Annotated in this window: 19 protein-coding genes; 8 read left to right on the top strand and 11 right to left on the bottom strand. The window is 62.1% G+C overall.

The window, feature by feature from the left end:
• Window positions 1-104: 104 nt before the first annotated feature.
• From BM317_RS22785 to BM317_RS22775, 3 genes are all read right to left on the bottom strand, one after another.
• On the bottom strand, window positions 105-1634 hold the full coding sequence (locus BM317_RS22785) for a SulP family inorganic anion transporter (RefSeq protein ID WP_092167709.1): 1530 nt from the start codon (window positions 1632-1634) through the stop codon (window positions 105-107).
• Between the two features lie 92 nt (window positions 1635-1726).
• Window positions 1727-2458 carry a carbonic anhydrase gene (locus BM317_RS22780; RefSeq protein WP_060739823.1) on the bottom strand — a complete coding sequence of 244 codons (732 nt, stop codon included), beginning with the start codon at window positions 2456-2458 and terminating at the stop codon, window positions 1727-1729.
• A gap of 205 nt (window positions 2459-2663) precedes the next feature.
• Window positions 2664-3722 carry a PA0069 family radical SAM protein gene (locus BM317_RS22775; RefSeq protein ID WP_092476351.1) on the bottom strand — a complete coding sequence of 353 codons (1059 nt, stop codon included), beginning with the start codon at window positions 3720-3722 and terminating at the stop codon, window positions 2664-2666.
• A 182-nt stretch (window positions 3723-3904) separates the two neighbouring features.
• On the opposite strand from BM317_RS22775, the gene BM317_RS22770 reads away from it, so the two are divergent.
• A complete protein-coding gene (locus BM317_RS22770; RefSeq protein ID WP_092476348.1) occupies window positions 3905-4585 on the top strand; it encodes a phosphatase domain-containing protein in 681 nt (226 codons plus the stop codon).
• Here BM317_RS22770 and BM317_RS22765 read toward each other — a convergent pair.
• From BM317_RS22765 to prlC, 3 genes are all read right to left on the bottom strand, one after another.
• On the bottom strand, window positions 4527-6578 hold the full coding sequence (locus BM317_RS22765) for a M3 family metallopeptidase (protein ID WP_092476345.1): 2052 nt from the start codon (window positions 6576-6578) through the stop codon (window positions 4527-4529). The genes BM317_RS22770 and BM317_RS22765 overlap by 59 nt on opposite strands.
• Window positions 6579-6694: 116 nt before the next feature.
• Window positions 6695-6973 (bottom strand): YheV family putative zinc ribbon protein, encoded by a 279-nt coding sequence (locus BM317_RS22760; RefSeq protein WP_092167698.1) that lies wholly within the window; start codon window positions 6971-6973, stop codon window positions 6695-6697.
• The gene (gene prlC / locus BM317_RS22755) at window positions 6970-9048 is read right to left on the bottom strand and encodes an oligopeptidase A (RefSeq protein ID WP_170866276.1); all 2079 of its coding nucleotides are present in this window, start codon (window positions 9046-9048) and stop codon (window positions 6970-6972) included. Before prlC ends, BM317_RS22760 begins: the two co-directional genes overlap by 4 nt.
• Window positions 9049-9120: 72 nt before the next feature.
• Between prlC and BM317_RS22750 the strand changes: the two genes are divergently transcribed.
• Window positions 9121-9672 (top strand): gamma carbonic anhydrase family protein, encoded by a 552-nt coding sequence (locus BM317_RS22750; RefSeq protein ID WP_092167695.1) that lies wholly within the window; start codon window positions 9121-9123, stop codon window positions 9670-9672.
• A gap of 177 nt (window positions 9673-9849) precedes the next feature.
• Window positions 9850-10500 carry an HAD family hydrolase gene (locus BM317_RS22745; protein WP_092167693.1) on the top strand — a complete coding sequence of 217 codons (651 nt, stop codon included), beginning with the start codon at window positions 9850-9852 and terminating at the stop codon, window positions 10498-10500.
• A 74-nt stretch (window positions 10501-10574) separates the two neighbouring features.
• On the opposite strand, the gene BM317_RS22740 is transcribed toward BM317_RS22745, so the two are convergent.
• From BM317_RS22740 to aspA, 5 genes are all read right to left on the bottom strand, one after another.
• Window positions 10575-11567, bottom strand: coding sequence for an AraC family transcriptional regulator (locus tag BM317_RS22740; protein ID WP_092167690.1), 993 nt, complete (start codon window positions 11565-11567; stop codon window positions 10575-10577).
• Window positions 11568-11690: 123 nt separating this feature from the next.
• Entirely contained in the window at window positions 11691-12800 is a 1110-nt protein-coding gene (locus BM317_RS22735; RefSeq protein ID WP_256574207.1) for a hypothetical protein, read from the bottom strand.
• A gap of 526 nt (window positions 12801-13326) precedes the next feature.
• Window positions 13327-14331 (bottom strand): asparaginase, encoded by a 1005-nt coding sequence (locus BM317_RS22730; RefSeq protein WP_092167687.1) that lies wholly within the window; start codon window positions 14329-14331, stop codon window positions 13327-13329.
• A 132-nt stretch (window positions 14332-14463) separates the two neighbouring features.
• Window positions 14464-15915, bottom strand: coding sequence for an alanine/glycine:cation symporter family protein (locus BM317_RS22725; protein WP_092167684.1), 1452 nt, complete (start codon window positions 15913-15915; stop codon window positions 14464-14466).
• Between the two features lie 488 nt (window positions 15916-16403).
• On the bottom strand, window positions 16404-17828 hold the full coding sequence (gene aspA / locus BM317_RS22720; RefSeq protein ID WP_003196363.1) for an aspartate ammonia-lyase: 1425 nt from the start codon (window positions 17826-17828) through the stop codon (window positions 16404-16406).
• A 180-nt stretch (window positions 17829-18008) separates the two neighbouring features.
• On the opposite strand from aspA, the gene BM317_RS22715 reads away from it, so the two are divergent.
• The 5 genes from BM317_RS22715 to BM317_RS22695 all read left to right on the top strand — a co-directional run bounded on the left by BM317_RS22715 (window position 18009) and on the right by BM317_RS22695 (window position 21762).
• Window positions 18009-18926, top strand: a complete 918-nt coding sequence (locus BM317_RS22715; protein ID WP_092167681.1) for a LysR substrate-binding domain-containing protein — start codon at window positions 18009-18011, stop codon at window positions 18924-18926.
• Between the two features lie 272 nt (window positions 18927-19198).
• A complete protein-coding gene (gene purE / locus BM317_RS22710) occupies window positions 19199-19690 on the top strand; it encodes a 5-(carboxyamino)imidazole ribonucleotide mutase (protein ID WP_003196369.1) in 492 nt (163 codons plus the stop codon).
• Window positions 19691-19702: 12 nt separating this feature from the next.
• A complete protein-coding gene (locus BM317_RS22705; protein WP_092167679.1) occupies window positions 19703-20788 on the top strand; it encodes a 5-(carboxyamino)imidazole ribonucleotide synthase in 1086 nt (361 codons plus the stop codon).
• Between the two features lie 102 nt (window positions 20789-20890).
• Complete coding sequence (locus BM317_RS22700) at window positions 20891-21136, top strand: GlsB/YeaQ/YmgE family stress response membrane protein (protein WP_003187057.1); 246 nt, start codon at window positions 20891-20893, stop codon at window positions 21134-21136.
• 89 nt (window positions 21137-21225) lie between these two features.
• The gene (locus tag BM317_RS22695) at window positions 21226-21762 is read left to right on the top strand and encodes a DUF3299 domain-containing protein (RefSeq protein WP_013691991.1); all 537 of its coding nucleotides are present in this window, start codon (window positions 21226-21228) and stop codon (window positions 21760-21762) included.
• The last annotated feature ends 66 nt before the right edge of the window (window positions 21763-21828 follow it).

The raw sequence follows: 21828 nt of genomic DNA, 5'->3' as shown, positions 1-21828 counted from the left end.
CCCTCTGTGGGAGCGGGCTTGCTCGCGAAAGCGGTGTATCAGTTAACGAATGAGTTGCCTGACACTACGCCTTCGCGGGCAAGCCCGCTCCCACAAAGGCAGGGTCAGGCGGACGCCGCGCCAACCCCCACGGTCGTGCGCAACCGCCCCTCCAACCTACGCTTGAGCCCGCGGGATTCGATCAGCAGCTTCGAACCCTTGCTGGCATTCGCCCGGCCCCATTCTTCCAGCAACTCCAGGCACGAGTGGTCGATGTAGCTCAGGTTGTTGAGCGGCACGTGCACGGTCGCGCCGGTCGGTATGGTGCCCAGTACCTGGGTCAATGCCGGCACCTTGAGGAAGGTGGCCGCCCCGACCAGGCGCAGTTCCATCTCGCCTTCCTGAGGCAGGTCGATCAGGCTGATTTTCAGGCGCGAGGCTTTCCAGGCCAGTTTCGCCAGGGTCAGGCCGAAACCGATCAGCACGCCGGTCAGCAGGTCGGTGAAGATGATCGCCAACGCCGTCGCGGCGTAAACGAACATCGGCATCCGGCCATAACGGCCCAGGCTGCGAAACGCCTTGAGGTCCACCAGTTTGAAGCCGGTGTACACCAACACACCCGCCAGGCTCGCCACCGGAATGCTTTGCAGCACGCTGGACAGCAACAGCACGAACAGCAGCAACCACAGACCGTGGAAAATCGTCGACATCCGCGTGGTAGCCCCGGCCTGGACGTTGGCCGAGCTGCGCACGATCACCCCGGTCATTGGCAAGGCGCCGAGCAGGCCGCAGAGCATGTTGCCGATACCTTGGGCCGACAGTTCCCGGTCGAAGTCCGCCCGTTCACCGCTGTGCATGCGATCCACGGCGGCCGCTGACAGCAGGGTTTCGGCGCTGGCGATGAAAGCCACCGCGAACGCGGCGATCAGCAGTGTGGGGTCGGCCAGGTTCAGCAGGTCCGCCGGGCGCAGCCAATCAATGGCTTCGGCCATGTTCTCCGGCACTTCCACCCGCTTGACCTGCAAGGCCAGCAGCAGGCTGGCGACGGTCGCCAGGCCGACACCCAGCAAGGCGCCAGGAATGAAGCGCAGACGGTGGGGGCGAAACTTTTCCCACAGCCACATCACCGCAATCGTCGACAGACCGAGCAGGCCCGCCTGCCAGCCGAAGGACGGCAAGGCCTGGGCCACTGCCGCCGGGAACGCCGCCAGGTTATCCAGCCCGGAGGGCTTGGGCGCGGCGTCGAGCATCACATGGACCTGGGACAGTATGATCAGCACGCCAATACCCGCGAGCATGCCGTACACCACGGCCGGCGCGGTGACCCGGAACCAGCAGCCCAGGCGAAAACGCCCGGCCAACAGTTGCAGCAGACCGGCCAGCAACAGGATCGGCCCGAGCATTGCCACGCCATGCTGGCGCACCAGTTCGAAGACCAACACCGCTAAGCCGGCGGCCGGGCCGCTGACTTGCAGCTTCGAGCCGGCCAGGAAACCCACCACCAAACCACCGATGATGCCGGTAATCAGGCCCTTGGCCGGCGGCAGGCCAGAGGCGATGGCGATGCCCATGCACAAAGGCAGGGCCACCAGAAACACAACCACCGAAGCCAACAGCTCCCGTGGCAGTACAGCTTTTAATTGAGCAGCACGCATGGCGACTCTCCCGAAGTTTTCTTCAGGCATGGCGAGGCCCTACCGCGTAAACAGCGGTAAGGCTTGAACCATGCAAGGATGATTAGGAGTGGTTAGAAGCGCGCTTTGGGCGTCGCCACCGGTATCGGATGGCTGCCATCGAGCGGCAGGAAACGTCCTTGGTCCGCGTCAAAGGCTTTGATCTCGCTGGTCTCGATGTTGTACACCCAGCCATGGATGAACAACTGACCGCTGGCCATGCGCGACGCTACCGAGGGATGCGTTCGCAAATGCTGCAGCTGCGCGATCACATTCTCTTCGGTGAGGATGGGCATGGTCTGTTTTTCGTCGCCGCACGGACAGTTGTCATGGACCATGGTCTTGGCCACTTCGGCGTGGCGCAGCCAGGCCTTGACCGTGGGCATTTTTTCCAGGGTGTCGGGGTTGAGCACCGCACGCATGGCGCCGCAGTCGGAATGGCCACAGACAATGATGTGTTGCACACCGAGGGCCAGCACGGCGTATTCGATGGCGGTGGAGACGCCGCCGTTCATCTGCCCGTAAGGCGGCACGACGTTGCCGACGTTACGGGTCACGAACAGGTCGCCGGGGGAACTATGGGTGATCAACTCGGGCACGATGCGCGAATCGGCGCAGGTGATGAACATCGCCCGGGGCGCTTGGGCGGTGGCGAGTTTCTTGAAGAGTTCTTCCTGTTGCGGAAAGATCTCGTGATGGAAATGCAAAAAGCCGTCAACAATATGCTGCAGCGCTGCATCGGCGGTTTCCGCCTCGGGTTGGGCTGAAGCCGACGCAGCCAACGGCTGTTTATCCTTGTCACTCATGATTCATCCTCTTTTGACGGTATGACGCCAGTGGCTGGTTAAAATACGTCCAGGTCGGGGTGTTCGACCTGTCAGTCACTCGATGAACAAGGTAGCGGCCGAAACTTAACTCAAACTGAAATCGAAGGCTCTAGGACAATGATTTCAGGGGTGGCGAAACGCTGGCGCAGTTCATGTCCAGTAGCCGTTCCAGGGTCAACTTTAATCAAATCAATGACATCTGTCGGCCCGGCGGACAGAAGGCATCGCAGTCAAGATTGTAGCCGTCGCGGCGCTCCAGTCCCAGGCGCTTGAGTGCCTTGGCAAATCGCTGGGCCAGCAGGTCGGCGAACGGGCCTTCGCCGCGCATCCGCGCCCCGAAGCGGCTGTCATACAGTTCACCACCGCGGCTCTGGCGCACCAGGCTCAGCACGTGGGCGGCGCGTTGCGGGTAATGCGCCTGCAACCACTGCTCGAACAGCGGCGCGACTTCCAGCGGCAGGCGCAGCATGACGTAGGCGGCATTCTGCGCGCCGGCGGCGTGGGCTTCGGCCAGCAGGCTCTCGATCTCGCTGTCGTTGATCATCGGGATCATCGGTGCGCACAGCACCCCCACGGCAATCCCCGCCTCGCGCATGACCTTGATCGCCCGCAGCCGCGCCTTGGGTGCTGCCGCGCGGGGTTCGAGAATGCGCTTGAGTTCATCGTCCAGGGTGGTGAGGCTGATCATCACGTGCACCAGGCGTTGTTGCGCCAGCTCGGTCAGCAGGTCCAGGTCGCGCAGGATCAGCGAACCCTTGGTGACGATGGTCACCGGATGCCGATAACGCAGCAGCACCTCGAGAATCCGGCGTGTTATCTGTTGTTCGCGTTCGATAGGCTGATAGGGATCGGTGTTGGACCCCAGCGCGATCGGTGCGCATTGATAGCCGCGCCGGGACAATTGCTCTTCCAACACATCGGCGGCGTTGGTCTTGGCGATCAGCTTCGTTTCGAAATCCAGCCCCGGCGACAGGTCCCAATAGGCATGGCTGGGTCGTGCATAGCAGTAGATGCAGCCGTGCTCGCAGCCTCGGTACGGGTTGATCGAGCGGTCGAACGGGATATCGGACGAGGTGTTGCGGGTAATGATGGTCTTCGCCGTTTCGATGCGCACTTCGGTGCCCTGGGTTTGTGGGACTTCCTGATACCAGCCGTCATCTTCGGCCACCGAACGACTCGGAGCGAAGCGGTTGTGCGGGTTGGTCGCGGTGCCGCGGCCGCGCGGTGGAAGGGTGGCTGGCATGGAAATACTCCGAAAGCTGTATGTGCATACAGTATTCGCTGTGTTCGATTAAGGCCAGTGCCATTCAGCAGCCCAAATACCGGATCGGCGTTCACAACGCTTTGACGTTCTGCTCACAGGCTTTTAACCGCAGCGAGCCGAGACTGAGCCTCCCGTGTTTCTTCACTTTCGGTCGTCCGTGCATGCTCAAGTTCTGCTCCCGTTCGTTGCTCTGCCTGGCCTTGCTCACCGCGCTGGCCGAAGCGCCCGCCCAAGCGGCCGATTCCCTTGAGACGAGACCCGCTGAATGGGCGCAGCCAGTGGAAAAGGACTACAACCTCTACCAGATGTCACCGACGCTCTACCGCAGCTCCCTGCCGGACGGCGGGGCGGTGCCCTTGCTGACGAAGCTCAGGATCGGCACGGTCATCACCTTCCTGCCGGAGTCGGACAAGCGCTGGCTGTCCACCCCCGGCATCGAGCAGGTGCAGTTGCCCTATCGCACCAATCACGTCGATGACAGCGACATCCTCAGGGCCTTGCGCGCCGTCCAGGCGGCCGAAGCCAAGGGGCCGGTGCTGATGCACTGCAAGCACGGCTCGGACCGCACCGGGCTGGTGGCCGCCATGTACCGGGTGGTGGTCCAGGGCTGGAGCAAAGAAGACGCCCTGAACGAAATGACCGAAGGTGGCTTCGGTGACAGTCATCACTTCAAGGACGGGGTGCGCTACATGATGCAGGCCGACATCGACAAACTCCGCATGGCGTTGGCGAACGGCGATTGCAGCACCAGCGTCTTTGCCCTTTGCTCCCTGGAAAGTTGGGTCAATTCAACGACGCCGGCGCAGCACCTCGACCCCCAGGTGGCGCTGCCGCGGCGTTGATCGGCGGCGTGCCGGTAAAGGCGGCGATGGACTCGGACAACGGTCGCAAGTCGCCCGGGGCAAAAATGGTTTCGCGCAGTGCCCGCCCTGTTGCCGGGTTGAACAGCCCGTCACGCTGGAATCGCTGGAACACACTGGCGGCCAGTGCCTTCGACCAGGCATAGGCATAGATCCGCGCGCCATAGCCGGTCACCAGGTAATCCAGGCCATTGGGCCAGCGCTCGTTCGCGGACACCGGCAAATGCCCCACCTGCGCACTGGCTTGATCGAACACCTGCTGGACGGTTCGCCCATCGCCGTGGGTGCGGTGCAGCTCCATATCGAATAACGCGTTGCGCAACAGGACGGCGGTTTCCCAACTGGCCTGGGTGGAGGCAAAGGCCAGCAGTTGGCCGGCGACTTTGTCAGGCATCGTCGCCCCGGTTTGATAGTGCCTGGAGACCCGTACCAGGCATTGCCTGGAGAAGCACCATTGCTCGAACAACACCCCGGCAAACTCGGCGGTGTCGCGGGACAGGCCAGAGACGCCCGACAGGTCACGGTACTCGGCACGGGTCAGGACATGCTGCAGGCAATGACCGAACTCATGGAAAAGAATGCGCAGTTGCAGATGATCGAGCAGGACCGGGGCCGCCCCTACGCTACGCGGTAGCCAGGCATGCAGCGTCGCAATGGGGTGTCGGGGGCGTCCCTCGGCGGTGATGCGGCGGCTGCGCAGGGTGGTGGTATTGGGGTAACCGTCTCGACTTGCATCCGCAAACGGATCGAAATAGAGGTAGCCAATGACCGCTCCCCATTCGCTGACTTCGAAAAGGCGCACATCCGGGTGCCAGGTCGCCACGTCATGTCGCTCGGCGAAGCTCACCCCGAACAGCTCCGTCGCCATCAGCAGTAGCTGGGCGAAGGTGGATTCCAAGGGGAACCAGACGCTCAGCGCTTCCTTGGAAAGGCCCGCGGCCTGCTGGCGAAGTTGATTCGCCAGGTAGGGGTAGTCCCATGGCTGGAGTTCGTTGAAACCCTGTTGCGTGGCAAAGGCCTTGAGCTGGCGCGCGTCCCGTTCGAAAGTGCCGTGCTGTCGTTTGAGTTGGGCCCGCAGGAACGCCAGGACTTCTTCGGTGGACACGGCTTGCTCGGGCTCGAGCGCCATTTGAGCGAAATCCGAATAGCCCAGGGCGGTGGCGTACCGATGACGGTCTTCCAACAACTGCCTGAGGATGTCGCTGTTGTCGAAATGGCCTGCCTGGGGGCCCTGATCCGATGCGCGGGTGCTGTAGGCCTCGTACATGTGCTGACGGAGGGCGCGGTTGTCGGCGTATTGAGTGACGACGCCAAACGATTCCTCGCTGAGCGTCAGCAACCATCCCGTGCGCCCGGCATCGCGTGCCCGCTGGGCCATCTGTTGTTTGAAGCGCGACGGCAGGCCGCTCAGCGCGGCTTCATCGTCAAACGCCTTGCTCCAGGCCTGATTGGCCATGTGCAGGTTCTCCAGGAATAACCCCTGGAGTTCGTCGATGCGCAACTTCAACAGATTCAGGTCGGCCGACAGGTACTCTGGCGACCTGTTCCGGTGGAACTGGCCGAGGATTTTTTTCAGGACCCGTTTGCGAGCCGGGGCGAAATGCTCGGCGATCGGGCTGTCTGCCAAGCGCTGGTAAAGCGTGAACAGCGTGGGGTGTTGTTTGAGTTCAACCTGGAAGTCATGCAGCCGTTCAGTGCACTCCAGGGAAGCTTGCGCCCAGGCCGCCCCAGGTCGGGTCGTGGTCAGCAGATGCAGCAGGTAGCCGAAACTCTCCAGGCGCCCATGGATTTCGTCCATGGCCAGCACCAGGTCATCCCAGGTGGGAAAGGGGGTCTGGGTCTTGATGATGTCGGCCACTTGAGCGCGACTTTCCACCAGGATCCGGTCCAGGGCCGGGGAGAAATGACGGGCCTGGATGTGGGCAAACGGGGGCAGGTCATAGGCCTGCAACAGCGGATTGTCAGCGTCGAGCATGGGAACCTTCCTGTCAGTCTGTACTGGCTGGACAGTCTGGAAAAGAAGGGCCCGGGCCCGGCGGTAAATATGTATCGCTTCCGGGCCGGGCGGCCCGGAAGGTGATGCCGCAGATGTCAGTCGGTCTTTTTCTTCAACTTGGGGTTGGGGAAAAACTGCACCGCCTGGACCTTGGCGTCCGGCACCTTGAGCGCCGGGGTGTTCACACGGGTGCCCAATTCCTTGGGTACCGACAGGCCTTGTTCGTTGAGCGTGTCGGAATAGCCGCAGGCCACGCATTCGCGGTGCGGCACGCCGTCTTCGTTCCACATCATCAACTTGTCCGGCTCACTGCACGCCGGGCAGACCGCCCCGGCGATGAAGCGTCGTTTGGTAATCACAGGCCCCTCACTCATGCTGCCGCGTCCTCGGTCAGGCCGCTGTGGCGCAAGAGTGCGTCAATCGACGGCTCACGGCCACGGAAGTCGACGAACAGCACCATCGGCTCCTGGGAGCCGCCACGGGCCAGGATCGCCTCGCGGAAGGCACGCCCGGTGGCGGCGTTGAGCACGCCGTCTTCTTCGAATTTGGAGAACGCATCGGCGGACAACACTTCCGCCCACTTGTAGCTGTAATAGCCCGCCGCATACCCGCCGGCGAAGATGTGGGCGAAGCTGTTAGGGAAACGGTTGTAGGCCGGCGGACGCATGACCGACACCTCGTCGCGCACGCCCTCGAGCACTTGCAGCACGCTGCGGCCGTCGCCGTGGGTGGCGTGCAGCTCGAAGTCGAACAGCGAGAACTCCAGTTGGCGAACCATCATCAGGCCAGACTGGAAGTTTTTTGCCGCGAGCATTTTTTCCAGCAGGTCCTGGGGCAGTGGTTCGCCGGTTTCGTAGTGGCCGGAAATCAGCGCCAGGCCTTCGGGCTCCCAGCACCAGTTCTCCATGAACTGGCTCGGCAGTTCCACCGCATCCCAGGCCACGCCGTTGATGCCGGACACGCCAGCGTGTTCGACGCGGGTCAGCAGGTGATGCAGGCCATGGCCGAACTCGTGGAACAGGGTGGTGACTTCGTCGTGGGTCAGCAGCGCCGGTTTGCCGCTGTCGGCCGGGGTGAAGTTGCACACCAGGTTGGCCACCGGGCTTTGCAGGACACCCTCGAAGGTGCGACGACGGTCGCGGGCGCCGTCCATCCAGGCACCGCCACGCTTGTTGGCGCGAGCATAGAGGTCGAAGAAGAAGCGGCCGACGTGCTGGCCGTTCTCCTTGATTTCGAACAGGCGCACGTCCGGGTGCCAGCTGTCGAAGCCTTTCAGTTCGGCGATCTCGATGCCGTAGAGGCGCTGGACAATGGCGAACAGGCCGCTGAGAACCTTGTCGATCGGGAAGTAGGCGCGCAGGGCTTCCTGGGCCACGCTGTAACGTTGCTGGCGCAGTTTTTCACCGTAGAAACCGCTGTCCCAGCTTTGCAGGTCGGGGCAGCCCTGTTCGGCGGCATAGGCCTTGAGCTGTTCCAGGTCCTGGGCGGCGAATGGCTTGCTGCGCTTGGCCAGGTCACGCAGGAAACTGAGGACCTGGTCGCTGGACTCGGCCATCTTGGTCGCCAGGCTCAACTCGGCGAAGTTGGCGAAACCGAGCAATTGGGCCAATTCCTGGCGCAGGTCGAGGATCTGTTCCATCACCGGGCCGTTGTCGTTCTGGCCGGCGTTCGGGCCTTGGTCGGAGGCGCGGGTGCAGTAGGCGGCGTAGACCTCTTCGCGCAGGGCGCGGTCTTCGGCGTAGGTCATCACGGCGTAGTAGCTGGGGAATTCCAGGTTGATCAGCCAGCCGTCCAGCTCCTTGGCCTGGGCGGCCGCGGCCATTTGTGCCTTGGCCGAATCGGTCAGGCCGGCGAGGGCGGCTTCGTCAGTAACGTGCTTGGTCCAGGCCTGGGTCGCGTCCAGCAGTTGATTGGAGAAGCGGCTGCCCAGCTCGGACAGTTTGCTCTGCACCTCGGCATAGCGCTTCTGCTGCTCGGGCGGCAGGTCGATGCCCGACAGGCGGAAGTCGCGCAGGGAATGTTCGAGGATGGTTTTCTGCGCCACGTCGAAGCCGGCGGCTTCCGGGCTGTTCGCCAGGGCTTCGAAGGCCTGGAACAGTTCGCGGTTCTGGCCCAGTTCGGTGGAGTAGGCACTCAGCGCCGGCAGGCAGGCCTCGTAGGCTTCGCGCAGTTCCGGGCTGTTGCGCACGGCGTTCAAATGACTGACCGGGCTCCAGGCGGCGCCCAGGCGATCATTGAGCTCGTCCATCGCCAAAACCAGGCCGGCCCAGGTAGGCTGCTGGACTTGGGTCTTGAGGATTTCGGCAATGGCCGCACGGTTATCAGCCAGGATCTGCTCGATGGCCGGTTGCACGTGCTCGGCACGGATCGCCGAGAACGGCGGCAGGTCATAGGGCTGCAAAAGAGGGTTGTTCACGCTCACGGTCGACACCTTGGCTGGAAGAAACATTGGCCCATCTTAATTACAATCGGCGTTCACCGCAGCTAGCAGCGCCTATCACCGGATAAGAGAGAGCCTATCGTGACCCTTCGCACGTACCAGAACCACAGCCCGCGGCTCGCCCGTGGCGCTTTTGTCGACAGCACCGCGGTGGTGATCGGCGACGTCGAAATCGGCGAAGACAGCTCCGTCTGGCCGCTGACGGTCATTCGCGGCGACATGCACCGCATCCGTATCGGTGCGCGGACCAGTGTCCAGGATGGTTGTGTGCTGCACATCACCCACGCCGGGCCCTTCAATCCGGATGGCTTCCCGTTGCTGATCGGCGACGACGTGACCATCGCCCACAAGGTCATGCTCCATGGTTGTTCGGTGGGCAGCCGGATCCTGATCGGCATGGGCAGCATCGTCATGGACGGCGCGGTGGTGGAAGATGACGTGATCATCGGTGCCGGCAGCCTGGTACCGCCGGGCAAGCGCCTGGAAAGCGGCTTTTTGTACGTGGGCAGCCCGGTGAAACAGGCCCGGCCGCTGACCGACAAGGAACGCGCGTTTTTTACCTACAGCGCGGCGAACTACGTGAAGCTCAAGGACCTGCATCTGGCCGAAGGCTACGACCAGCCACAATCCTGACCGACCTGCCCGGGACCCTGTGGCGAGGGGATTTATCCCCGCTGGGCTGCGCAGCAGCCCTCTGAGGTGTGTCAGGTTGGATAGTTTTCAGCCTGATCGGGGCTGCTTCGCACCCCAGCGGGGATAAATCCCCTCGCCACAAAAGCATTCGAGCCCGTCCATTACTCTGGAACTGACATGCATTACCAAACCGTACTCTTCGACCTCGACGGCACCCTCACCGACCCGCGCGAGGGCATCACCCGTTCGATCCAGTTCGCCTTGAGCAAATTGGGCATCGACGAGCCCGACCTCACCCGCCTCGAGCATTTCATTGGCCCACCGCTGTTGCAGGCCTTCATGCAGTTCTATGACTTCGACGAAGCCAAGGCCTGGGAAGCGGTGAATTTCTACCGTGAGCGGTTCAAGGTCACCGGCCTTTATGAGAACCGGGTCTTCGACGGCGTGATGCCGCTGCTGGAAACCTTGGGCGGCCAAGGGCGCCAGTTGTACATCGCCACGTCCAAACCCTGGGTCTTCGCCCGGGAAATCGCCCGCCACTTCGACTTCGCCCGGCATTTCAAGGTGATCTACGGCAGCGAACTGGACGGCACCCGTACCAACAAGGTCGAGCTGATCGCCCACCTGCTGGCCGAAGAAGGCCTCGACCCGACCAGCACCCTGATGATCGGCGACCGCAAACACGACCTGATCGGCGCCCACAGCAATGGCCTGGATGCGGCAGCGGTCGGGTATGGGTTTGGCAGCCACGAAGAACTCACCACCGAACGCCCGGCGTATCACTTCCAGACGGTGGAGGCGTTGCATCAGGCGTTTTTGCGGCGTTGACTGGGTCGTCATCGCGAGCTTGCTCGCGATGGCGGCAGCCCAGACACCCCCCGGCCTCAAGGTGTAGCGGTGACTCAGGCCCTGAACTGGCTGGGCGCCACGCCGCTCCAGCGCACGAAGGCATGGCGGAAGCTGGCGGTTTCGCTGAAGCCCAGTCGTTCGGCGATTCGATAGATCGGCAATTGATCCTCACAGAGCATCTGCTTGGCCCGCTCGAAGCGCAGTTCGTCCAGCAGCTCCTGGTAGCTGCAGCCCAGGTCCTTGAGGTGGCGGCGCAAGGTGCGCGCCGAGCAGTTCATCTGTTCGGCCAGGCCCTCCAGCCCGGGGGCGGCGTCCAGTTGGGTGTCGAGCAACTGGCGGATCCGTCCCAGCCAGGCTTGGCGTCCGGTGAATTCGGTGTTCTGCCGGCGACAGCGTTCGGCCATGGCGTGATGGGTGATGGGGTCGGCCAGGGGCAAGGGTTGGTCGAGCCAGTGACGGTCGAAGGCGAAAGCGTTATCGATGCTGTCGAAGCGCACCGGGCAGTCGAAGAGCGTGGTGTAGCGCGCCTGGTAGTCGGGCGCCGGGTGTTCGAAGCGCGCGGCGTGCAACGGCAATGCATGGCCGAGGAGGTCGTTGCAGATCACCTTTAGCGAAACCATGCAGAACTCGGCATTGAACACCGCCAGGGCCGGGCTCTCCCGATAATCGTTGGCGCTGAACCAGATGTGCTCGCCATCGTCGTCCAGATTCAGCTCGAAGAGTGTTCCCAACAGCGCCGGATAGCGCAGTGCCAGGCGCAAAGCGTCACCTAAGGTGGCACTGGTGAGCAGGGCATAGCCGAGCATGCCGTAGGACGAAACGTGCATGCGCAGGCCCAATTCCAGGCCGATGTCGCGCTTGAGGGCCACGGCGTTGGCGCAGACCTGCATCTCCTGGTTGGTGGTGATGCGCGTATCGGCCCGGCTCAGGTCCGCCGCGCTGATACCGCTGCCGGCCAGCAAGGCATCGCTGGGCAAGCCTTCGCTTTTAAAGGTGCTCAGTACCAGCGAGACGGCGTTGAGGGTGGTGAGGTGGGAATGCAGCATGTTCGTTTCCAGCCTTGGGGAGGCTGGAGGTCGAGCAAATTGCATGCCGCGGGTGTGGTACAGCGATTGTGGCGAGGGCATCTATCGGTGGCGAGTGGGAATCAACGTTAGAGCAGCAATCCATCAATCGGCCTGCACCGAGTAAACCGGTCCCCAAGTTGAATGGCCAGTGGATTTTTTAGCCGGTACTTTTAAAGGGCGGTAGGTCAGTTGTTTGAGCACCTCGGCCATCTTAGGAAAACCGTAATCTGCAGCATTTAATACCTGCAAAACCTGATCAACCTCGGCGATCAGTTTTACCAGCCTGACTTGCTGAAGCTCACAGCGCATTTGGCTCTGCTGAGTTTGCCGGCAGCTTCCCTCCTTATACTCAAAACTCGGTGGATCAGCAAAGAAGCCATCGATCAGTACTACCTCGCCTGCCGCTACATCAAATGAGGCAAAGTCCTTGGACAAATGAGCAGATACCGTCCTGCCTTCAACATCGCGCTGTTGGATAGTTTTTCGCCAGCCTGCGGGAGACGTTTGGCGCTGTACCTCGTAAGAGTATTTGCCAGTGCTCACGCACTCGCCATTGACAACACGAACTGCAGTACAACGCTCCTCTTGGACCGTGTCGGTCGTGTAACTGGCATCCTCCCATCGCTCGCCACGGTCATACTCAGCGAAGCTCTTGGGCGAGAGGGTGATATAGCCCAAGCTTGAAGCCCGAATACCATGGTCACCGGGGGGCTCATAGGCGCTTGTCCTCGGTACGTCATAGCTGACGCCGCTGATTGTATAGTGGCCAGGATCTATCAAATAAATCTTGTACAGTGTACGGCCAAATACAACTTGAAAATAAGAGCCTTGCGGAGAGCCGATGGCGGTTTTCTGAGTATCGTAGCCGACTTTAAACTGGGCAGTGGAATTCTGTGTGTTCGTCCATTCGGTGACGGCCGAACGCAATTTTAGAAACTCCATTGTTGAATCATTGTTTTGGAAATCTGTGTTCAAGCTATCCAGGCTTGCGGTGGGTACCACTAATACCACCTTGCCCGTCGACTTGGCGTCAGCGAAAAGTTGGTCTTCGCGCTTCTGGAGCTCAATAGCTTCGGCGTCCGGCCCCGAGTCTTGCATTATATCGGTTTGGTCAATAGGTTGAATGGGGGCGATGGGGGCACACCCCACTAACAACGAAATGCCGGCCGCCATGACAGCAACCGGGCTTAGGGAGCGCAATAGGGAGATCATGTTCAGCAGCGTCCTTCGGCTTTAGTCAATGCGGTGCACTGAGTGGAGGATAGTTTTGGGCTATTGAAGGCGCGAGCGTGGCGTATCCATCCGGCGCCGACGCCAGAAAAGTCGAAGGCTAAAGCCGGGTAGGCATTAATGATTTCCATAAAAACAATTCCATTTGAATAGTTGAATTCTTCCAAGGTGACCAAGTGCCCAGGTTTATTTTCGTGATTCGCTACGAGTCATGATCAGCCCGAGAGGCACTTCACGTTTTTTAGTTGGCATCTATAAAGCAAGGGCCAAAAAAATAAAGCAATAGTGTGTCTGGGCTATTGCCTTGCCTGCTGCCGATGTGTATCAGCAGCGCCGCCATGAGGATCGGCGTAATTATGCCCATTTATCGCCGCAGTTTTTAGATCGGACGGGCACTGCTTTAAGCCGATAAGCAGCACCCGGTTCAGCCAATTGCTCAGCGCTGAGGGTGACTCAGCGGCATGGGCCTTCCAACTCGAAGGCCGCCCAGGTTAATGCTGGGCCAGTGTCAGGACAATTCGCCACACAGGTCCAGCTCAACCAGCCGCCGCACCTCTTCCACCGGCAACCCTGCGCCGATCAATGCCTGCAACTTGCCGAACGCTGCCTCGCGGGTCATGCCGCCGCCGGACAGCACGCCGACACCGCGCAAGCGGCTACCGGCTTCATACACGTCCAGCTCGACGCCACCTTCGTGGCATTGGGTCACCGCCACGACCACCACGCCGCTGTCCCGCGCCCGCTCGAGGCTGGCGAGGAAGGCCGGGTTGTCGCTCGGCCCGGTGCCGCTGCCGTAGCATTCCAGCACCAGGCCCTGGATACCGCTGCCCAGCAGGCCATCGAGGATCTGCGCACTGATGCCGGGAAACAGCGGCAGCGCCGCGATGTTCGCCAGTTGCTTGGGCTGGTTGTAGTTCAACTGCGCTGGCAGGGTCGGCGCCGGGGTGCCGCCGCCCTGGCGTTCCAGGCGCTTGAACGGGTGGCGACCGAAGCTGCGCACCTTCGCGCAACGGGTCGGCGCCAGCAGCTCACCGTGGAAGTACAAATGCACGCCCGGCGCCAGGCCCTGGCCGAGGGCGACCAGGGCGCCGCTGAGGTTTTCCCAGGCGTCGCTGTCGGTCACGCCGGCGGGCAGCATCGAGCCGGTGAAGCAGACCCGCGCATGCAGGCCCAGCAGTTGGAAGCTCATCGCCGCCGCGCTGTAGGCCAGGGTGTCGGTGCCGTGCAGGATCAGTACGCTGTCGCAGCCCTGCACGTCCACGGCATCGACTACCGCTTCGCGCAGTTGCTGCCAATAGGCCGGGGTCATGTTGGCGCTGTCGATCAACGGCGACATTTCCCGGAAGCGCCATTGCGGCACGACGAGTTCGGGTTGGCTGTGCAGGTAATCGCGCATCCGCGCTTCGAAACCGGATGCCGGGGCCAGGCCGTGGGCGCTGGCCTGCATGCCGATGGTGCCGCCGGTGTAGAGCACCATGACGTGCTGGGCGGCAGGGTAGGTCGAGGAATTCATGGTTGTTCTCCGAGGACGAAAACGGCAGCTTGGGTCAGCCGCCACAACATAAGGCCGAGCATGACGCCGACCCTACGCTGTGTCACGCCGGGCGCAGGGGATGCGCCCGGTTTTTTACAATCGGCCTGCCGATCAGCGTTGCGCTGCGGCCACGCCAGCAGTCGCGGCGTCGGGCTTGGCAACCGGTGCCGACGGGGTGGCTGGCCACGCCTTGCGGTCCAGGTCCAGGTCCGGGAACTTGCTGGAGTCGAACACGGGCACCTTGATGCCGGCCGAACGCTGGTCATCGTAGTCACGCAGGATGCGCATGCCGACCTTGAACAGCAGGAACAGCGCGATCAGGTTCACGAACGCCAGCAGGGTCATGGTGATGTCGGCGAACGCGAACACGGTGCCGAGGTTTTCGATGGCGCCCCAGAAAATCAGGACCAGGACCAGCGCGCGGTAGCCCATCAGGACCTTGCGATTGTCACCGATCATGAAGCGCAGGTTGTTCTCGCCCAGATAGTAGTTGTAGAGGATCGAGGTGAACACGAACAACGACAGGGCCACGGAGATGAATATCCGGCCCCAGTCACCCACGACGGCTGCCAGGGAGTTCTGGGTCAGGGCAATGCCGTCGCCTTCGAAGCCCGGGGTGTAGAAACCCGACAGCAGGATCAGCAACGCGGTGCAGGTGCAGATCACGAAGGTGTCCAGGAACACGCTGAACGCCTGGACCACGCCCTGGGCGACCGGGTGCTCGACCGACGCGACGGCGGCGACGTTAGGCGCACTGCCCAGGCCGGCTTCGTTGGCGAACACGCCACGCTTGACGCCCATGACGATGGCGCTGCCGATCAGGCCGCCGAAGGCCTGGTCCAGACCGAAGGCGCTCTTGACGATGGTCGCCAGCATGCCCGGTACATGTTCGAACTGCAGCACGATCACGTAGAGGGTCACGGCGATATACGCCAGGGTCTTGACCGGTACCAGCAGGTCGGCAACCTTGGCGATGCGCTTGATTCCGCCGATGAACACCAGGCCCAGCAGTACCGCCAGGCCGAGGCCGGTGTAGGTGGTGTCGAAGCCGAAAGCGTTGTTCAGGGAGTGGGTCACCGCGTGGGCTTGCAGGCCGTTGAAGGCGAAGCCGAAGGTGACCAGCAGCAGGAACGCCATGATCATGCCCAACCAGCGCTTCTGCAGGCCGTGCTGGATGTAATAGGACGGGCCGCCACGGTACTGGCCTTCGGAGTCGCAGCGCTTGTAGAGCTGGCCGAGGGAGCACTCGAAGAAGCTGCTGGACATACCGACCAGGGCGGTTACCCACATCCAGAACACCGCACCAGGGCCGCCGAGGGTCACGGCGATGCCGACACCGGCGATGTTGCCCGCGCCGACACGGCCGGCCAGGCTGAGCATCAGGGCCTGGAAGGAACTGAGCTGGTCAGTGCTGCTTTTCAGGCTGTCACGGAACACCGTGAACATGTGGAAGAAGTGACGGAACTGGACGAAACGCGAGCGGATCGTGAAGTAGCCACCGAGCCCGACAATGAGCACGATCAGCACTTTCCCTGATAGGAAGTCGTTGATGACTTCGAGCATGAGTATTCCTCGCTGTTTTTTGTTTAAGCAAATGCTGGCCATTTGGAAACATCGCGTTACATCGGTCGGCGCGCGGCCCGACAGGTGAGGCGAAGTTTCGTCCCGGTCCATTTTCGCGGGTTTGTTATTAGTTCGGTTTTCGCATGTTTAAGGGTCTCGTTGCGGACGACCGCTCATGCGAAGAGGGGCGGCACTATACCTATCAGTGCGGTGCCCGTCTGCACAGTTGTGGTGCGTCCGACGAAGCGGACCCGTTGAAACACCTGGCCTTACGGTCAGGTTCTTGTGGGGATGAGCCTGCTCGCGTTGGCTGGCGACACGGTTTACAACGGGCAGCGCGTCGTCGTTTATCGCGAGCAGGTTCCTTCCCACAGGTTCGGTCATCCTTGGCTGCTATCCATTAAAAAAAGGGCTTGGGGAAGATCCCCAAGCCCTCAAAAGGTGAGAGGTGTCTAGTCCCTCGACCTGGTGAGCGGTGGCCGTGTCGATCACGCTTTGAGCGGGACCAGACGCGGAGCAATCATGTTTTCCGGGCGCAGGATGTCGTCGAGCATGGCGTCGTCGAGCAAGCCTTCTTCGCGCACCAGTTCCAGCACGCCGCGGCCACTTTCCAGGGCAACACGGGCGATGCGGGTGGCGTTTTCATAGCCGATGTACGGGTTCAGGGCAGTGACCAGACCGATCGAGTGCTCGACCAGTTCGCGGCAGCGCGCTTCGTTGGCGGTGATGCCGACGATGCAGTGCTCGCGCAGCATGTCCATGGCCCGTTGCAGCAGGCGGATCGAGTCGAAGATCTTGAAAGCGATCAGCGGCTCCATCACGTTCAGTTGCAGTTGGCCGCCTTCGGCCGCGATGGTCAGGGCCAGGTCGTTGCCGATGATTTGGAACGCCACCTGGTTGACCGCTTCCGGGATCACCGGGTTGACCTTGCCGGGCATGATCGAGCTGCCTGGCTGGCGGGCCGGCAGGTTGATTTCGTTGATGCCGGTGCGTGGGCCGCTGGACAGCAGGCGCAGGTCGTTGCAGATCTTCGACAGCTTGACCGCGGTGCGCTTGAGCATGCCGGAGAACAGCACGAAGGCGCCCATGTCGGAGGTGGCTTCGATCAGGTCGGCGGCCGGTACCAGCGGCTGGCCGCTGATGGTCGCCAGGCGTTGTACGGCCAAGGCCTGGTAGCGCGGATCGGCGTTGATGCCGGTGCCGATGGCGGTACCGCCCAGGTTCACTTCGGTGAGCAGTTCAGGCGCCAGGGTTTTCAGGCGTGCCAGGTCTTCGCTCAGGGTGGTGGCGAAGGCGCGGAATTCCTGGCCGAGGGTCATCGGCACGGCATCCTGCAACTGGGTGCGGCCCATTTTCAGGACGTGGCTGAATTCTTCACCCTTGGCGGCGAACGCCTGGATCAGGCTGTCGAGGCTGGCCAGCAACGCGTCGTGACCCAGCAGCAGACCCAGGCGGATCGCGGTCGGGTAGGCGTCGTTGGTGGACTGCGCCATGTTCACGTCGTTGTTGGGGTGCAGGTACTGGTACTCGCCTTTCTGGTGGCCCATGGCTTCCAGCGCGATGTTGGCGATGACTTCGTTGGCATTCATGTTGGTCGACGTGCCGGCGCCGCCCTGGATCATGTCCACCACGAATTCTTCGTGGAAGTCGCCGCGGATCAATCGTGCACAGGCTTCGCTGATGGCGGCATGCTTGGCTTCGCTGAGCTGCCCCAGTTCGCGGTTGGCGTCAGCGGCGGCCTGTTTGACCATTGCCAGACCGACCACCAGCTTGGGGTAATGCGAGATCGGGACGCCGGAGAGACGGAAGTTGTTTACCGCTCGTAGGGTCTGGATGCCGTAATACGCTTGCGCTGGTACTTCAAGTACGCCAAGCAGGTCTTTTTCTGTGCGGAATGATGCAGCGGAGGACATGACGGAAATCATCTCGATAAGGACCCGGTCTGAGCCGGAACGCTGTGGATCCTAGGCTCTGGGAAAAAATAGGGCCAATGCTGTTAAACACTGGCCTATGCATATTCGGCATAATGCCGGTGTGACGTCGACGGTGCGGCGAACGTGTGACCTGTTTTGGTGCGTGTAAGGGAGGGCGTGATGAATCTTGAAAGCAAGTGGCTCGAGGACTTCAGTGCCCTGGCCGCGACCCGCAGTTTCTCCCAAGCGGCCGAGCGGCGTTTCGTGACGCAACCGGCATTCAGCCGGCGGATTCGCAGCCTTGAGGCTGCGCTGGGGCTGACCCTGGTCAACCGTTCCCGTACGCCCGTCGAGCTGACGGCGGCGGGGCAGTTGTTCCTGGTGACGGCGCGTACGGTGGTGGAGCAATTGGGCGAAGTGCTGCGCCATTTGCATCACCTGGAAGGCGGGCAGGGCGAAGTCATCCAAGTGGCGGCCGCCCACTCCCTGGCCCTGGGCTTCTTCCCCCGCTGGATCGCGCAACTGCGCAACGAAGGGATGAACATCGCCACGCGGCTGGTGGCGACCAACGTCGGCGACGCCGTCCACGCCCTGCGTGAAGGTGGCTGCGATTTGATGCTGGCCTTCTACGACCCGGATTCGGCCATGCAGATGGACCCGGAGATCTTCCCGTCACTGCACCTGGGCCAGACCGAAATGCTTCCGGTGTGCGCCGCCGATGCCAGCGGCAACCCGCTGTTCGACCTTGAAGGGGAGTCCAGCGTGCCGCTGCTGGCCTACAGCGCCGGGGCGTTCCTGGGGCGTTCGGTCAACCAGTTGTTGCGCCAGCGGGCGCTGCGATTCACCACGATCTACGAGACGGCCATGGCCGACAGCCTGAAAAGCATGGCCCTGGAAGGCCTGGGCATCGCCTGGGTGCCGCACCTGAGCGTACGCGCCGAACTGGCCCGGGGTGAACTGGTGATCTGCGGTGGCACGCAATGGCACGTGCCCCTGGAGATCCGCCTGTACCGCTGCGCCCTGGTGCGCAAGGCCAATGTGCGGTTGCTGTGGCGCAAGCTCGAAGGCGGCGCGGCGCAGGGCGCCATCGGATCCTGAAAACAATGCAGAACCCCTTGTGGGAGCGAGCAAGCCCGCTCCCACAGGGATTTATGCTGTTCCCTCGCTGACCTGCGAGTCAATAAAACCGCCACTTCAGCCCAAATGACAGATGGTCGGCGAAAGTGCGTTTAACGCACCATTTTCGGTATACTGCCCGGCCTTCGGTCGGTTCGCCCGGCCATCATTCGTACAACAAGCCACGCCGGTTTCCTGCGTGGCTTGTTGTTTTTTGACGCGCCTGCGGGCGCCCAGAGAGAAGAGGCACGACGATGAGTGCACTGGTTGGCGTGATCATGGGCTCCAAGTCCGATTGGTCCACCCTTAGCCACACCGCCGATATGCTGGAAAAGCTCGGCATCCCTTACGAGGTGAAAGTGGTCTCCGCCCACCGTACCCCGGACCTGCTGTTCCAGTACGCCGAAGAGGCCGAGGCACGTGGCATCGAGGTGATCATCGCCGGTGCCGGTGGCGCGGCCCACCTGCCGGGCATGTGCGCGGCCAAGACCCACCTGCCGGTGCTGGGCGTGCCGGTCCAGTCGTCGATGCTCTCGGGCGTCGACTCGTTGCTGTCGATCGTGCAGATGCCGGCCGGTATCCCGGTCGCGACCCTGGCCATCGGCAAGGCCGGCGCGATCAACGCGGCCCTGCTGTCGGCGAGCATCCTGGGCGCCAAGCATCCACAGTTTCATACCGTGCTGAAAAAATTCCGCGCTGAGCAGACAGACAGCGTCCTGGACAATCCAGACCCACGCATTGCCTGAGGTTGTTGACGAATGAAGATCGGTGTAATCGGTGGCGGCCAGTTGGGTCGCATGTTGGCCCTGGCAGGTACGCCGCTGGGGATGAACTTCGCTTTCCTGGACCCGGCGCCTGACGCCTGTGCCGCGGCGCTGGGTGAACACCTGCGGGCCGACTACGGCGACCAGGATCACCTGCGCCAATTGGCCGATGAAGTCGATCTGGTGACCTTCGAATTCGAAAGCGTCCCGGCCGAAACCGTGGCCTTCCTGTCCCAGTTCGTCCCGGTCTACCCGAGCGCCGAAGCCTTGCGGATCGCCCGTGACCGTTGGTTCGAAAAGAACATGTTCAAGGACCTGGGCATCCCCACGCCGGCCTTCGCTGACATTCAATCCCAGGCCGACCTGGACGCCGCTGTCGCCGCCATCGGCCTGCCCGCCGTGCTCAAGACCCGTACCCTGGGTTACGACGGCAAGGGCCAGAAAGTCCTGCGCAAGCCTGAAGACGTGGTCGGTACGTTTGCCGAGCTTGGCAGCGTGGCCTGCCTGCTGGAAGGTTTCGTGCCGTTCACCGGGGAAGTCTCGCTGATCGCCGTGCGTGCCCGCGACGGTGAGATCCGCTTCTATCCGCTGGTGCACAACACCCACAAGGACGGCATCCTCAAGCTGTCCGTCGCCAGCACCGATCATCCGTTGCAGGCCCTGGCCGAGGACTACTCCAGCCGGGTGCTCAAGCAACTGGACTATGTCGGCGTGATGGCGTTCGAGTTCTTCGAAGTGGACGGTGGCCTCAAGGCCAACGAAATCGCACCGCGGGTACACAACTCCGGGCACTGGACCACCGAAGGCGCCGAGTGCAGCCAGTTCGAAAACCACCTGCGGGCGGTGGCCGGGCTGCCGCTGGGGTCGACCGCCAAGGTCGGTGAAAGCGCGATGCTCAATTTCATCGGCAAGGTCCCTGACAGCGACAAGGTCCTGGCGATTGCCGACTGCCATTTGCATCACTATGGCAAGGCGTTCAAGGTCGGGCGCAAGGTCGGTCACGCCAACCTGCGCTGCGCTGACCGGGCCACGCTGGCCCAGCAGATCATCAAGGTCGAGGCGCTGATCGCCGAACAATAATCTGGAACGGCGGTGGAACCATTCGTCGGCTGATCTTTCTCATGGCTAAGTGCCAAAGCCTGACCGGGCTTTGGCTTCGCGACTCAATGAGAGGGAAATGCCATGGGAATCATCGGAACCATCTTTATCGGCTTGATCGTTGGCCTGTTGGCGCGCTTCCTGAAACCGGGCGATGACAGCATGGGCTGGATCATGACCATCCTGCTCGGTATCGGCGGTTCGTTGGCAGCCACTTACGGGGGCCAGGCCCTGGGCATCTACCAGGCCGGCCAAGGCGCCGGTTTCATCGGTGCCCTGGTGGGCGCGATCGTGTTGCTGGTGATCTACGGCCTGATCAAAAGAAACTGATCCAAATGCAGCAAGGCCCTCTCTGCGTGGCGAGCAGAGGGGGCTAGAATGCTCGGCGTTTCATTTTTCATTCATTGCCGAGCCCTTTCATGCGCCGTCTAGTATTGACCCTTCTTCTGCTGGGCAGTGGCCTGGCCCATGCCGCCGAGCTGCCGGAAACCGACTGGCTCGAACTGATGCCCAAGTCGGACCAGAAAGCCCTCGAGGCTATGCCCGAGATCGACCACAACTCCCCGGAAGCCAACGGCACCTTCACCGAAAAGGGCGGCCTGAAGCAAAGCAAGGGCTTGCCGGCGGTGATGTATTCGACCAAGACCGTGGCGGCGATGAACGACAAGCACATCCGCATCGGCGGTTACCCGGTGCCGCTGGAAACCGACGCCAAGGGCCGCAGCACGCTGTTTTTCCTGGTGCCCTACCCTGGCGCCTGCATCCACGTCCCGCCACCGCCGCCTAACCAACTGGTGCTGGTGCGCTATCCCAAGGGTCTGAAGCTGGACGACATCTACACGCCGCTCTGGGTGACGGGCACGCTGAAGATCGAAAAAGTCGACAACGACCTGGCGAGTGCGGCGTATGCGCTGGAGGCGGAGAAGGTGAGAGTGGTGCAGGAGGCGGATTTGTAGGGCGGCAGCTTGGCTTGACCCAAAACCCAATGTGGGAGCGAGCAAGCTCGCTCCCACAGTGGTTTT

The sequence above is a fragment of the Pseudomonas sp. NFACC24-1 genome (genome assembly GCF_900115235.1).
In the GTDB taxonomy this organism is placed as follows: Bacteria; Pseudomonadota; Gammaproteobacteria; order Pseudomonadales; family Pseudomonadaceae; genus Aquipseudomonas; species Aquipseudomonas fluorescens_AA.
This window is presented reverse-complemented; position numbering and strand designations above follow the sequence as displayed.